General features: G+C 32.6%; 13 protein-coding genes and 2 pseudogenes. 5 read left to right on the top strand and 10 right to left on the bottom strand.

Annotated elements, in window-relative coordinates:
• Positions 1-106: 106 nt before the first annotated feature.
• The 5 genes from J2S08_RS06315 to J2S08_RS06295 all read right to left on the bottom strand — a co-directional run bounded on the left by J2S08_RS06315 (position 107) and on the right by J2S08_RS06295 (position 4,224).
• Positions 107-787 carry a zinc metallopeptidase gene (locus J2S08_RS06315; RefSeq protein WP_307227761.1) on the bottom strand — a complete coding sequence of 227 codons (681 nt, stop codon included), beginning with the start codon at positions 785-787 and terminating at the stop codon, positions 107-109.
• A 17-nt stretch (positions 788-804) separates the two neighbouring features.
• Positions 805-1,194 (bottom strand): MerR family transcriptional regulator, encoded by a 390-nt coding sequence (locus tag J2S08_RS06310; protein WP_307227759.1) that lies wholly within the window; start codon positions 1,192-1,194, stop codon positions 805-807.
• A gap of 590 nt (positions 1,195-1,784) precedes the next feature.
• Positions 1,785-2,492: a DUF4179 domain-containing protein gene (locus J2S08_RS06305; protein WP_307227757.1), complete on the bottom strand. Its 708-nt coding sequence runs from the start codon at positions 2,490-2,492 to the stop codon at positions 1,785-1,787.
• A 57-nt stretch (positions 2,493-2,549) separates the two neighbouring features.
• A complete protein-coding gene (locus tag J2S08_RS06300) occupies positions 2,550-2,852 on the bottom strand; it encodes a sigma factor (RefSeq protein WP_307227755.1) in 303 nt (100 codons plus the stop codon).
• Between the two features lie 319 nt (positions 2,853-3,171).
• Positions 3,172-4,224, bottom strand: coding sequence for a DUF4179 domain-containing protein (locus tag J2S08_RS06295; protein ID WP_307227754.1), 1,053 nt, complete (start codon positions 4,222-4,224; stop codon positions 3,172-3,174).
• 643 nt (positions 4,225-4,867) lie between these two features.
• Here J2S08_RS06295 and J2S08_RS06290 point away from each other — a divergent pair.
• From J2S08_RS06290 to J2S08_RS06280, 3 genes are all read left to right on the top strand, one after another.
• A complete protein-coding gene (locus J2S08_RS06290) occupies positions 4,868-5,254 on the top strand; it encodes a GntR family transcriptional regulator (protein WP_307227751.1) in 387 nt (128 codons plus the stop codon).
• A gap of 68 nt (positions 5,255-5,322) precedes the next feature.
• A complete protein-coding gene (locus tag J2S08_RS06285; protein ID WP_307227749.1) occupies positions 5,323-6,417 on the top strand; it encodes a DUF1648 domain-containing protein in 1,095 nt (364 codons plus the stop codon).
• Positions 6,418-6,890: 473 nt separating this feature from the next.
• A complete protein-coding gene (locus J2S08_RS06280; RefSeq protein ID WP_307227747.1) occupies positions 6,891-7,238 on the top strand; it encodes a hypothetical protein in 348 nt (115 codons plus the stop codon).
• Between the two features lie 210 nt (positions 7,239-7,448).
• Here J2S08_RS06280 and J2S08_RS06275 read toward each other — a convergent pair whose 3' ends face one another.
• The 5 genes from J2S08_RS06275 to J2S08_RS06255 all read right to left on the bottom strand — a co-directional run bounded on the left by J2S08_RS06275 (position 7,449) and on the right by J2S08_RS06255 (position 12,787).
• Entirely contained in the window at positions 7,449-8,702 is a 1,254-nt protein-coding gene (locus J2S08_RS06275; protein WP_307227745.1) for a tetratricopeptide repeat protein, read from the bottom strand.
• A 14-nt stretch (positions 8,703-8,716) separates the two neighbouring features.
• On the bottom strand, positions 8,717-9,958 hold the full coding sequence (locus J2S08_RS06270) for an MFS transporter (RefSeq protein WP_307227743.1): 1,242 nt from the start codon (positions 9,956-9,958) through the stop codon (positions 8,717-8,719).
• Positions 9,959-9,973: 15 nt separating this feature from the next.
• On the bottom strand, positions 9,974-11,176 hold the full coding sequence (locus tag J2S08_RS06265; protein WP_307227741.1) for a tetratricopeptide repeat protein: 1,203 nt from the start codon (positions 11,174-11,176) through the stop codon (positions 9,974-9,976).
• A complete protein-coding gene (locus tag J2S08_RS06260) occupies positions 11,169-12,398 on the bottom strand; it encodes a tetratricopeptide repeat protein (RefSeq protein WP_307227740.1) in 1,230 nt (409 codons plus the stop codon). The genes J2S08_RS06265 and J2S08_RS06260 overlap by 8 nt, the downstream gene beginning before the upstream one ends.
• Positions 12,399-12,463: 65 nt before the next feature.
• Positions 12,464-12,787 carry a hypothetical protein gene (locus J2S08_RS06255; protein WP_307227738.1) on the bottom strand — a complete coding sequence of 108 codons (324 nt, stop codon included), beginning with the start codon at positions 12,785-12,787 and terminating at the stop codon, positions 12,464-12,466.
• Between the two features lie 355 nt (positions 12,788-13,142).
• Here J2S08_RS06255 and J2S08_RS06250 point away from each other — a divergent pair.
• Together J2S08_RS06250 and J2S08_RS06245 are read left to right on the top strand one after the other, a co-directional pair.
• Positions 13,143-13,265, top strand: a pseudogene (locus J2S08_RS06250) (recombinase family protein); the annotation flags it as partial.
• Positions 13,265-13,879, top strand: a pseudogene (locus J2S08_RS06245) (Tn3 family transposase); the annotation flags it as partial. The pseudogenes J2S08_RS06250 and J2S08_RS06245, both read left to right, overlap by 1 nt.
• Between the last annotated feature and the right edge of the window lie 209 nt (positions 13,880-14,088).

Genomic DNA, 14,088 nt, shown 5'->3' with positions numbered 1-14,088 from the left:
ATTATTAACACTAACATTAATTTTAACAATAAAAAAAGCCTTTTAACTAGGCTTTTTTTACATTCAAATTTATACTCTATTTTGTTTCCATACAACAATTTCTTTATTATTCTCTTCTTTGCACGAAGATCATCACAAATTTCAACAATTCTAATAGTGCCATAAGGGCTGCAGCTACATAAGTTAATGCTGCGGCATTTAATACTTCCTTTACTCCCTTTTCTTCTTCGTTGTACAAGATGCCTTCTGAGAGCATTAATTGACGTGCACGATTGCTCGCATCAAATTCTACAGGCAATGTAATGAGTTGAAAAGCAACGGCAGCCGAAAAAAAGAGAATCCCAATGCCAATGAGAGAAGACTGATGCAGCAATATCCCTATAATGAAAAGAAACGGCGCTATACCAGATGACAGATTAGCAAGCGGAAAGAGGCGATGACGAATCATTAAGGCCCCGTAGGATTGCTGATGTTGAATCGCATGCCCTACTTCATGTGCTGCAACGGACACCGATGCAATAGAGCGGCCATCATGTACTGTTTGTGATAGACGGACAACTTTTTTTATTGGATCATAATGGTCTGAAAGCGTCCCTTGAACGACTTCTATTGGTATGTGATGCAAGCCATTGCTATCAAGGATTCTGCGTGCTGTTTCAGCTCCGGTTAAACCAGTTCTAGTCGCAACCTCAGACCATTTGTGAAAGTTTCCTTTCACTTTCGTTTGTGCCCACATTGAAATACCTAATGCAATAAATATTAAAAAATCCATAGGATGGAAGAACATTGTTGTGATACCTCCGATTAATCACTAAGCAATAGAAGCAATGTCTGTATTAATGACAAAGCCTCAGGTGATATATTTTTTTTAATATATTCGTAACTGTTAGCATTCCCTTTATGAAGAGTGGATAATACTTTGTCCACTTCTTTTTTTAATCCTTTCATTTTTAAACTAAGTTCTTTTACATCAATCTCTTCAACGTTCTTATCTAATAGTAATTTTTTGATGCATTGTAATGACATCTTTTTTTCTTTGCATCTTTCAATAAACAAAAGTCTTTCTATTGAAGAATGATCATAGTAGCGATAGTTGGAAGTAGAACGTTCCGCCTTTAGAAGACCAATATTCGTATAGTAATCAATCGTTCTCTTTGTAACATTGGTGATCTCTGCCAATTCTCCAATTCTCAATCTTACTACCCCATGGCTAGCTCCCCCCTAACCATAACGTGATGGTTTAATCATATTATAAAGTTTTATGTCCGATTTAACAAGCAAGACGAATGAACTGTTGGAAACATGTCACAGGTTTGTGTCAGCACGTGTGAGTCGTTTAAAACTACGTCAAAATGCATATTTCTTTCTTTTAAGGTGTGTTTATGTCGAACGTAAACCTTTAAAGATATGGCCTTCTTTAAAAATAGAAAAAGCCAATCTCCCATAACTTTACAAGGATTGGCTTTTTTATTGATTACCGAAAATATTTGTGATCTCATCATAAGACGAATTTTTAGTTTTGGATGAGTTTTATCCATGAGAGCTTATCAACATAAAAAGCTTCATCATTTAAGGGATGCAGCGTCCGCCATCTTCCTTTATTTTTGGTAATATACGGTGTGATCTTTAGTTTTGTTGTCTAACACTGGAAACCGATAATAGAATTCATTATTTATTCCTGAGAATGTTGAAAAGATTTCTTTTCCATCTTGATTTTGTAAAACCAGGGGTAATAATAAGCTCTTTCTATCGTTATTTTTTGTCCGTTCTCTAGCGTAAATATCTTATTTAGAGCCATTTTTTGTACCTGCTACTAATTCTTCTTTAGAAACAGTAAACGTAAATCTCCATTTGCCGCTCAATTGAACAGGATTATTAGGATTATAAGGATTGTAAGGATTTATCATTTCTATATTTTCATAAACAATCTTCATATTTAGTTTATCTTCTACATGCACATTTTCTAAACTAATAGCAGCTAAATATGTATAAGTTGAATCATTGATTTTTATGTTATCTCTTATTATATCAGCTGCCATTTTTTCGCCGTTTATACAGACTTTTGGAAATGGAAACAATACATCTGCTAAATTCACTTGATGTGATTGAAATGTACTGCTAATGATAAGTTGATCATCATCTAGAATGACTCCGTTAAACTTCACGATAATTCCGTTATCGACTACTGTTTTTCCAATAACTGTTTTATAATCCTTTAATGACTGTCCTTTACATGGTATGTATTCTTCTATCATACTTCCGATAATTGGGATATCCGTGAATATATATAAATGAGCTTTTACTATTAAAAACATAAATGCTGCAAGGGAAGCGGCAGCAACAAGCAGTTTTTTTCTACTCTTTTTTTTATTTTTTAGCTTGCTTTTTATCCGTTTTTTTATTGCTTTCTTTTCGACGTCTCTTAATGGAAAATCTTCATATGCAGATAATTCGATTTTTTCATCATTTAAACGTTTAAATGTGTTTTTCATGTGCTTACTCCTCAGAGAAATTATCCATTAATAATGTAAGAAGCCCCTTTTATAGAATTAACACATAATGTTTGACAAATAATGCTTCGAATACTTTTTTTGATATTCAATTGCTTTATATTTCGCAACGGTCGCTACCCAGTTTTTAAATGTATTATTTTCTGGACAAAACGTATCAATTTGATCCCAAATCGTTAGTAGGATATCGTCCATACAATCGTCATGAACAGCTTCAAGGTCATATAGATGCGTGCGGATGATGCTTGTTATCAAACCTCCATTATGATCAATGATGTAATAGAGCGCTTTTTTATTTCGCTTTTTTAATTGCTGTACAACATTTTGTTCATTAATCTTCATTCATAACACTTCTCCATTCTTAGAACACCCTTTTACTCTTCTATTTATCTTTATTTCTTCAGGAAAGGTTTCGACATAAATTGATATTTTTATTATTTATTTAAACTACTTTGTAACATTCTTATTTTTGATTTTACCATCTTTGCAAGTATATTGTGTTACTGGAGGGGAATTTAAGCATTTTTGCAGTAGCGGTTCCCTATTTTGCTTCTACATATGAATACTCAAATACAACGAAACCGAGCTGTAAATGTTCAAGTACCATCACCCTCTAAATGATTTGGTTTTAACTTTGAAAGGGTTTAAGTACTAAAATCAATTAATGAATGTCGACATAAAAAGCCTTATCATATAAGACCTGACTCGTCCCCTTCTCTCCTGCTTCTCTTGTAATATACGGTGTGATCTTTAGTTTTGTTGTATTTTCATATACCGCTACAAACCGATTATATTTAATCTCATTTAATATCCCAGCTACCGCTACAAACCGATTATATCTAATCTCATTTAATATCCCAGCCGTTTTTAAAAAGAATTGTACGCCATATTGATTTTCTATATTAAAATGAATATCATATTCCCCATCTTCTATTTTATAATTTAGTTTTATAGATGCTGGAGTAATAATCAGCTCTTTTACCGTTATTTTTTGCCCGTCATCTAACGTTAATATCTTATTGAGAGTCATTTTTTTTGTTTTTGTTGCTAGTTCTTCTCTTGAAACAGAAAACGAAAATCTCCATTTCCCTCCCAATTGAACAGGTTTTGGATTGATCACTTCTAGATTTTGATAAACAATCTTCATATTCATTTCATCTTCCAAATGAACATTTTCTAGACTGATGGCAGCTAAATGAATGTAAACTGAATCAGTGATTTTTATGCTCTCACTTTCACTTACTTTCATTTCTTTGCCATTTAGACAGACCTTTGGAAGTGGAAATAATATATCTTCTATATTTAGTGGATTTAAATTCATTTGATCTGGTTGAAATGTACTGCTAATGATAAGACGCTCATCATCTAGTATAACCTCGTTAAAAATCACGGCAAATCCTTTATCGGTGACTGTTTGTCCGATGACTGATTGATAATCTTTTAATGACTGACCTTTACATGGTATGTATTCTTCTATCTTACTTCCGATCATTGGGATGTCTGGGAATATGAATAAATGAGATTTCATTGCCAAAAATGCCAGTACTACAAGAGAAGCAGCAACTAACAGTATTTTTCTACTTTTCTTTTTTCTTCTTAGCTTGTTTTTAATGCGTTTTTTTATTGCTTTTTTTTCATCGTCTGTTAATGGAACATTTTCATATATAGATAAATCAATTTTTTCATCATGTAAACGTTTAAATGTCTTTTTCATGCTTAACCTCTCAAAGAAATTATTTAATAGTAATGTAAAAGCTTGTTCCTTTCACAAAATATACGAATTAAATAACAGGACGCTTCACCCATTCCCTATTCTACTATGGGTAAATGTTCCCAAATTACTAAGCTATCGTCTATACACTCATCATGATTGATAATTTAATAGAGAGCTTTTTTAATTGTTGTACAACATTTTCATGAATCCATTAACAATGTTTCTCCTTCCTCAGAACGTCCTTTCACAATATATTACGTTTGAAATGGATAGTAATCTATCCATTTCATTAATCTTATAAAATAATTATTATTATTGTATTAACACACGTTGGTTCCCTGTATTTTCTTGTTGAGAGTGTAAAACGCCATCCTTACTATAAGTATAAATGTAAAACCAACTTTGATTCTATAGCTCTAGCACAGAAAACTTTGAACAATTACACCGTCTTTTTGAATTATGGGAATATTAATATTTTCTTTCTGCTTCATGAAATAGATATCTTATAAATGATAGTAACTGGTGACAAAAATAAAAATACTGAGCTATGCCAGTTTTTTAATATCGATTAGCTTAACAATTATTGTTCTATACATACTAGAACAGTTTTGTTATACTTTAGATAGAACAGAAAGGGGAAAAAATGATTATTCAAATTGAACCTCAGTCTGATATTCCAATCTATACTCAGATAACGAATCAAATTATAGAAGGAATTGCAAGAGGGTATTTGCATCCAGGTAATTCACTTCCTTCTGTACGGGCATTTGCGGCAGACCTTGGCGTGAATATGCATACAGTTAATAAAAGCTATCATGAATTAGAGAAGAAGGGAATCATTCGCATTGTGCCAAAATCAGGTGCTGTGATTTGTTCTCCGAATCCATTAGAGCTGAAAACAGTTCATTATAACCGTCTTTTAAATGAGTTTAAACAAGTGGCTGCAGAGGCCCTCGTTTTAGGAATGGAGAAAAAACAGATGCTGGAACTCTTGGGATCCATTATTCACGATATAAAAGGGGATTCTTAGTAAAGAATAAACTGACTTCATTCTGAAGATTGAGTTTTATTTAATCCTTTAAAAAGGAGGAAGTGTACATGACTTTAATGATTTTTCTAACCATTATCTTATTTCTAGCAGCCATTGAAATATCGATTCCATTTTTAGTGAAACGAGATGTTGTATTCGGTGTATCCATTCCAGAAGGGCATATAAAAGATGCAAAACTTGCTTCATATAAAAGAAGGTATTCGTTATCAATATTCTTTATTTCAGTTGCTTCCATAGCCTTCTATTTGTTATGGATAAATCATGACAATCCTGTAGAAGAACTTATTGTTTTATATGGTACAGCAATTCAACTGGGTATTATATTTCTCAGCATGGCTTTATACTTTTATTTTCATGCCAAGACGATGAAAAGAAAGAAAGAGCAAAAATGGGGAGAAAATTTTAAAAAAGTAAAGATGGCTGATTTGGCGATTCGCTCACAGGATGAAATGCTACCTTGGTATCTGTTCGTGCTTCCGATGGCGGTAACGGTTGGATTGATTGCCTATACAGCTGTTCAATATCGTATTTTACCAGAGCAAATTCCTTTTCATTGGGGAGCTGATGGGATGCCAGATTCATTTAAAGCGAAGAATCCTTTTTCGGTTAATGTGCTTCCGATTATTTTATTCATCATGCAATTGCTTTTCTTGGGGATTAACGAAGCGACAAAGCGCTCAGGAATTAAATTAAGCGTGGCTAATACGGAAGCTTCCCGTATTCGTCAATTGGCTTTAAGAAAATATTCTAGCTGGTTTATGTTTATGACGAGCACGCTTATTACCATGCTTTTTTCATTCTTGCAATTAACAACGATTCATGAAGGTTTGGTTGGTAGCGTTGTGATGTTTGCAGTTCCATTTATCTTTTTACTTATCATTTTAATAGGAACTGCTGTTTTTGCCATTAAAGTTGGGACAGCAGGAGAACATACAGAAACTCATCCTGTGGAAGGAATTTCCGATTTTGATGATGATCTCTATTGGAGAGCTGGTATCTTTTATTTCAATAAAAATGACCCTTCCATTTTCGTAGAAAAACGATTTGGTGTTGGCTGGACGATCAACTTGGCAAATCCAATCGGATATTTGATTATTTTTGGACCACTTGTCATTATATTTCTTATTGCGTTCCTAGCATAATTTCTACGTTTTCGGTGATTTTCTTAAATGAAGAAGCGTTTTATTATTTGATGTGCAATGATGAGCGTTAATTCTTTATAGGGGGTTATAACAAGAAGGAAAAAGATTAAAAATAAAGTGAACCTTCCATGAGTGGGGGAGGTTCTTTCATCCCCCACTGATAAGAAGTAGAACAAATGCTAAGATCGCAGGCGTCCTCGAAAAGGAAACTCTTTTCTTCGGTGCGATGTATCGCTGCCGAAGCTTTCCTTGTCCTGTTGCAACGCCTTTGTGACCGACATCCTCGAAAAAGAAAAGCACTTTTTCTTCGTGCGATGTTGATTCAAGAAGCTTTCCTTATCCTGTCGGCCCGAACCAATCGGACATTTGACTTTCAGTTATCCCCCACCTAGACTTCTTTGATTCCTCTTACTCCCCGAGGTGTGGTCTTACTGCCAGTTAGATGTGGGATAAATCAGAAAGGGATGAGTTCGTTGGAAAATATAAAAGGAAATTGGGAAGGTGCGATTCAAATTCCAAGTCAACGACTTCAGGTTATGATTAAATTTACAAAGGAAGGCGGAACGATTAGCATCCCTGCTCAAGGCTTAGAAGAATATCCATTAACAAGTGTAGAAGTAAACAAATCAGACTTATTTTTTGATATGCATATACAGGGGAAACAGATTACATTTAAGGGAAAAATTAACGAAGATAAGATTTCAGGTACGTTCGTACAGAAAGACCATTCTTTTCCATTTGAATTAGTGAAAAATAGCAAAAAAGCTGAAGCTGAAGAAGGAGAGCTTGTTCAATTGCAATTAAAAGATGGAACAATGTAGGGGTACGACCGAGATACGTGTAAAAAAGGGTCACATGCTGGAATTTACTTTCCATTCTTTGCATATGACCCTTTTTTATGTTACATAAGGTTATTACTGTTACATTATAATGCACAAAATTGAAGAACTTGGCTTGGGAGTATCGGTATTTATATTAGTGAAGTTAAATTAATGCAACACTAGTGATCAAATTAAAATAACTAAAATGTTTTAGTAAATCTGTTGGTATTCCTTATTAGTATAATCTGAGTAGTTCTCCTTATACAACTTTGAAAATAATGACGCTTTTTTAACATTTATATTTGCTAAAATTTGTTTCGTTGATATTCCCTGTGGGTCTTTCCTTAAAGTATTGATATAAAGCTCTGTAGCTAATTCCATTTCTCCTAATTCTTCGTAACACCTACCGGCTAAAAAAGTAGCATATAAATATGTAGGCGGTCCTAAAGTTGATGATATCTGGTATTCTTTTAGAGCTTCATTATAATTACCTGCTTTGAAAAGTGAATTTCCTAAATCTAGGTGTGCGTTGGAATACCAAGGGTCTAAATTTATCATCTGATGCCCTCTTTCAATAGACATATTAATATCATTTTGAATATCTGCAAGCCGTTGCTGAGATTGTACAACAGGATAAATATTTGCCTTCCATAATATCTTTTCCTCATTATTATTATATTTAGCTGCCATTGCGTATTCTTCGGATAGCTTCATCTCAAATATAGTATTTTTCAAATCCTTTTCCAATAATGGTAAGAAAGAAGTACCTCTATAATATCTACTCCATATAATATTATAAGTAAATGATCCTGTATCTAAAGGTAAAGAATTGATGGCTTTGGTGGATTCATTTTTCCAGAAACGTGTACTATTTAAATCCTTTTTAAATCTTCCATAGTATACTAAAAGTCTAAGGGTAGCAGAAACTTTTGCCATTGAACCTAAAGGAGAATTATTGGCGATTTTTATTAAATCATCTGGACTATAATGCTTACTTTTTACAAATAGCATAAAACGAGTAAAAGCATATCTATATGATAAGGAAGCCTCATGTATAGAAGGATTAACATTTATTTGTGCATAAGGTTTAAGGAGAATATTTGTAAATTCATAATACCCTAATGATATTAAGATATGTGATACAGAATGCTTCTCTAAACTATTAAGTATCGGAAACTTTTCTATATATTCACAGAGAATTTGCCATCGTTCACTTCTTTTATCCTTTGAAATTTGAAAAGGATTGAAGTGTCCGTCTGTTCTATTTGTGAATTTTCCAAGTTCATACCTAAAAGCTGTTGGCATTAATCGCTGAACTAATAAATAGTCAGTTTCCGTATCTAAACCATTTATCAGCCTTTTGTATGCTAAAGGTGGCCCATAAGCATTTAATGCAACATCTTCTTGTTGGTATAAATCAAAATACGGTTTAAAAAGGTATTCAGAGAAATTTGATGTATTCAAAAATACCACCTCATCTAATCAATATTAATTTTAATAAATCTCCAAGATAGGATAATACCAATAAATCCAACTAACAGTAATATAATCAGAACATTTTCTACTGGGTACACATTTGCCGCCCATCCACTAAATAGATATCCTAATAGTACCGCAAGACTAATTGTCATGTTTTGTATTGAAAAAACTCTTGTTACAAATTCTCTTTTTATCGACGTTTGGACAATACTGGTAATAGTTATCATTGCTGGGCCAGAAAAAATACCGACTATAAAGGCACTAATAAGAATTCCAGTTTTACTAGGAAAAATAACCATTAACCAAAAAGGTAGTAGATACCCTGTGAAACTAATGCAAAATAAATAATTGATTTTTATCTTCTTTCTAATGAAACCAAAAAGGAAACTACCAATTAATGCTCCGCATGCTAGAGATGTTAAAACCGCACCATAAATTGAGGCACCGTTCGACTCGAGTGAACTATTTAAATATAAAGGTAGTATTACTTGTAAAATAGGAAAATATATTAAAGACCCAAAAAAGCCCGGTAATAATAATGCAAAAATCACTTTATTTTTAGCTGAATATAAAAAACCTTCTTTAATATCTTTAAAAAAATTTGAACCTTTTGTACTCACAGAATCCACTTTAGGGAATTTTCCAAAAGCAATTAAACAAGCACTTAATAAAAATGTAAAGGAATCTATAAGAATTAAACTAATAAGTGAAACTTTAGAAATTGCTATTATAAAGGCTGCTATAGCGGGACCAATTATGTTTGCCGCTTGAAGGGATGATTGGAGTAGAGAATTGCTTGTAGTAACACTTGGCCCTCCGTCATCGGCAATATTTCTTATAACACTTGCACGAGTCATTTGAAATGGAGTATTAAATATACTTTGAAAAAGTACTAGAAGTAACATTATAGTTACGCCTAAATGACCTAATACCCACAATAAAACTATAGTCACTTGACATGCTCCTTGAAGGACTTGACTGAATACAAGTAATTTTTTTACAGATATATTTTGTGTCCATACAGCTACTAATGGTCCAGCTACTACTTGTGGTAGCATGCGTGCAAAAAAAAGTAATCCTACAAATTCTGGTTGGCCTAATTCTTTGATTAGAATCCAAGGGAGTATAACCATAGATATTTGTGTACCTAAAACACTAATAAACTGTCCTGAGATAAATATAAATAAAGCACTTGCATATCTTAGTCTGAAAATGTTTTTAATATTAACAGAAGGTTGCATTTTTTGCCCCTCTTTCTAATGTATGCTTTTCACTAAAATATCTAAATCTGAATGTTTAACCCCTAATTCCTCGATCCTTTTTTTAGGACTAACTCCTTTTGGATCTACTTTAAGTGAATTAATATAGCATTTTAGGGCTTCATTTTTATTATTAATTTGTTCATAGCAACATCCTGCTAAAAACCAAGCAATAGGTGTTCCAGGAGGACCAAGTAAAGCTGCCTTCTCAAATATATTACCTGCTTTTTCGATTTCTTCTAATTCTTTATATGCATATCCTAATTCAATTAGCCCCAAGGAATCCAAAGGGTCAATATCCACTCTTTTTTTATATAAATTAAACATTTTCGTTTTTTTATTGTAGATAGAAGCAACTTTAGCAGCAGTTTGATATGCAGGAATAAGGTTTGTTTTCCAAACTATTTCTTCTTCAACATTTCCTGGAACAGCACATTCCCCTAACTCCAAAGCTAATTGAATTTCATATTCAGTTTTCTGTTTATCTTGTCTTAAGAAAGGTAAAAAACTTGAGGCTCTATAAAATCGACTCCACATTATATAATAATTAAATGAATATTGCGGAATATCCATGGCTAATAGGGATTTGTATAGTTCTTCCCTCCAATACTCAACTAAATTTATATTAACATTATCTTTTGAGTAATAGATTAACATTCTTAGACAGGCCGAGAATCTAACTTTGCTACCTAAGAGGGATTTTTGAGCAAGGTTTGCAGTATATTTTGGATTATACTTATCTATCTTTTTTATTTTTAGTATATAGTCTGAAAATGTAGCTAAATATGTTATCTTACCCTGAAGAATAGAACCCCCCCTATCTATTTCCATATGATTTTTTAATAATGAAAGTACTAATTCATAGTATCCAAGGCTAAAAAGAACTTTACATGTAATATACTGGTCATATTCAGAGATGGTATAAAAATTTTCTAACCTTTCACACAAAGCTTTCCAACGTTCGCTTCTATTATCCAAAGGTACATCCAAAGGTGATAAACCTTTAAAATGCTCCAATTTTAAGTAAGTAACTAAATTTTCGCGAAAGGCAGGGGGTAAAACTCTAGTAGAAGTGAGTTTGTTTTCTAAATTTTCTTCGTATCCCTTAAATGCAAATATCGGACCATAAGTATGCAAAGGAGAATTTATAGGATCAGATAAATCTAAGTAGGTTTGGAAAGTTCTAAATGTATTATGCATACGAAAAATCTACACTCCTTAAACTTAAAATTCTTTCTTTTGCCCAATTAATAATAGGATTTATATTAAGTTTTTCTGCTAAAACAATTATTCTATCAAGAATAGATTTTCCAAAAGGGTCAAATTTAATAGCCTCTAGATAGCTATTAAGTGCCATCTCTAAATTGCCTATCTTCTCGTATGAGATCCCCGCATAAAACCAAGATATTGGAGTACCCATCGAAGCAAAAGGACCAAAATCTGCGGCTGTAGAAAAATATTTTGATGACTGATTATAATCCTTTTTGTGAAAATAAATGTTTCCTAATTGGTAATAAGCTTTTGCATTGTAAGGGTCTAATTGTATTTGTTGTATAGCATAGTCTAATACACTATTGTGGTTATTGGTTGTTAAACCAAATTGAATGATTCTATCTAAAAATCTTTGTTGAGCTTCAAGACCTATAAAACTTGTGGTAGGATCAGAATCTTGGTATAAATACTTTGATATTTCCATACCATTTTGAAAATAATTTTCTACTTCTGAAAAATTATTTTTCTTTTCACTTAAATACATTTGTGTTCGTAATAATGCAAGTTTTAATGATTCTTTGTCTTTTGGCTCTGTAACATTTATACCATTAAAATCTTTATTGATATCATCTAATATACTGCTTGCTTTATTTAGGTTTTCAGTACTTATAATTTTTTTAACTAGCCATAATCTCGTTTTAAAGTTAAAAGGTTGAGTTTTAGAGGTGTTATTAATAATTTCTCCATATGATGACTTTTTATTATATCCATTAAGTAATTCTTCACATAAAAGTTTGTAATATAAAATTCCAGAAGCAAGGTTATCATTTGAGATAATCTGTATATTACGAGTAAGGTTATTTATCTCTTTGTAAAAGCACAAACCTACTAACAATTGGATAGTAGAAAATTGAATATTAATTGATAAATCATTAAAATTATCAATATTATAGATAAGAACGTCCCAGTCATTAGTTCTTTTATGTTTTGCTAGATGCCTCGGGTCATTTTGTGGGTATTCCGAAAGTCCGGATTCCGATATTAAGTTTTCTCTAAACCCGGAGAACATCCACATACCTAATCCATAAATTTCAGGTTTATCGGTATTGATTAATTTATTGAAAATTAATGGCCGTTTACAATGGATTGGGCCCTCTGAATGTTGTAAATTAAAATACGGTTTCATGATATTAAACATTATATTATTCATCAAAAAACACCTTCCCTTTATGGAAAAAATAGATGTGCGGATAGCACATCTATTTCACTTTTAACTTAATCCCAGTCAATAAAAACTGTAGCTAAATCAATACTTTCCTCTGAACCTAGATTATTCTTGATTTCATTAGCTACATGTGAACAGTTGGAATTTATTAGATAAACTTTATCGTTATTAAAAGCATCATTCCCATTAAGACTGCTCCACTTTAAAGCCTTAACATTCCCTTCATAAACAAAGACTTCTTCACTTACTAAACCTTTTAATATTTGAATATCTAACCCAGATACAAGAGTTTCATTTTCGCCAATCGCGGAAATTTTAACCTCTTCGAAAATGGGTCTTGTTGCCAATGTTTCATACTTAGGTAATGTTAACATAAAATCTCCTCCTATCAATTTGTGTTATAAACACAACTTTATTTTATCTAATTATGGAAATTAGGCAACAAAAATTTGTAAAATTTCCATAATTGAGTATTTAGTACTAGCGTTTACTTGGCTAGAAAACATTAAAAGAAGTAAGGAGGAGCCTATTGTCAATTTTCACCTTCTCGTAATTATAGGTAAATATTATACTAACCTTTCAGAAATCCTTTTAAAAAAGTTCATGAAATATATCAGATTACCAAAAACCATATTTTTTGTAATATCATTATTTGGATTTATGGGGGCTTGATTTTACTAGATTTAAAGATTCACAATAAAATTATTAAAATATACAGGGGGCTTCTTTATGATAATTGGCTATGCCAGAGTTTCAACTCTTGACCAAAATTTAGACCGCCAAATTAGATTACTTTCTGAGTATGGTTGTGAAAAAATGGTTCAAGAGAAATTTACAGGGACTATAAAACAAGTAAGGAGTTAGAGTCAGTTATTTCCCAACGGTTACCTGAACGAAATATTATAGATATCCTCTGTAATGTAGAACATTGGACAAATTGGTCACGTCATTTCGGACCATTATCCGGTTCAAATCCTAAAATTGATAATGCGAAAGAACGTTATATTATTACTTCCTTTGGGTACGGATGTAATTTAGGACCAACGCAGACTTCAAAGCATATGAAAAAGTCAGTTAGCTTACATATGATTTCGTTTGTAAATCGACGCCATATTAATACAGCTAAAATAGATGCTGCTATTCGGGATATTCTTAACCAGTATAATCTTTTTAGTCTTCCTAAATTGTGGGGAAGTGGTAAATCGGCTGCTGCAGATGGCACAAAACATGATTTATATGAAGAAAACTTACTCTCGGAATACCATATTCGATACGGTGGGTACGGTGGGATTACTTATCATCATGTCTCCGATACGTATATTGCATTGTTTAGTCATTTTATCCCCTGCGGTGTTTGGGAAACTGTTTATATTATCAATGGATTGCTTAAAAATAAATCAAATAACCAGCCGGATACTTTGCATGCAGACACACAGGCTCAATCTACACCGGTTTTCGCTCTTTCTTAGCCTCTTTCTTCAAATTAGACGGAATCTGTCCTTCGAGCTGATCAAGAAGCACTTGATCGATTGTTCTGCCAGCTCCTTAAGTTGATTTTTGAGGTTGTTCTTTTCTCACTATTTTCCGGAGCGAGGGCTCTCCATTTTCATTAATGATTACCTGTCCGTTATGAGGATATCCTGCATCTACTTTTTGTGCGGTATCTTCTAGCCAA

Source organism: Bacillus chungangensis, from assembly GCF_030812995.1.
Taxonomy (GTDB): Bacteria; Bacillota; Bacilli; order Bacillales; family Bacillaceae_C; genus Bacillus_CF; species Bacillus_CF chungangensis.
The sequence above is the reverse complement of the archived record's forward strand: the minus strand, read 5'-3'. Positions and strand labels throughout refer to the sequence as shown.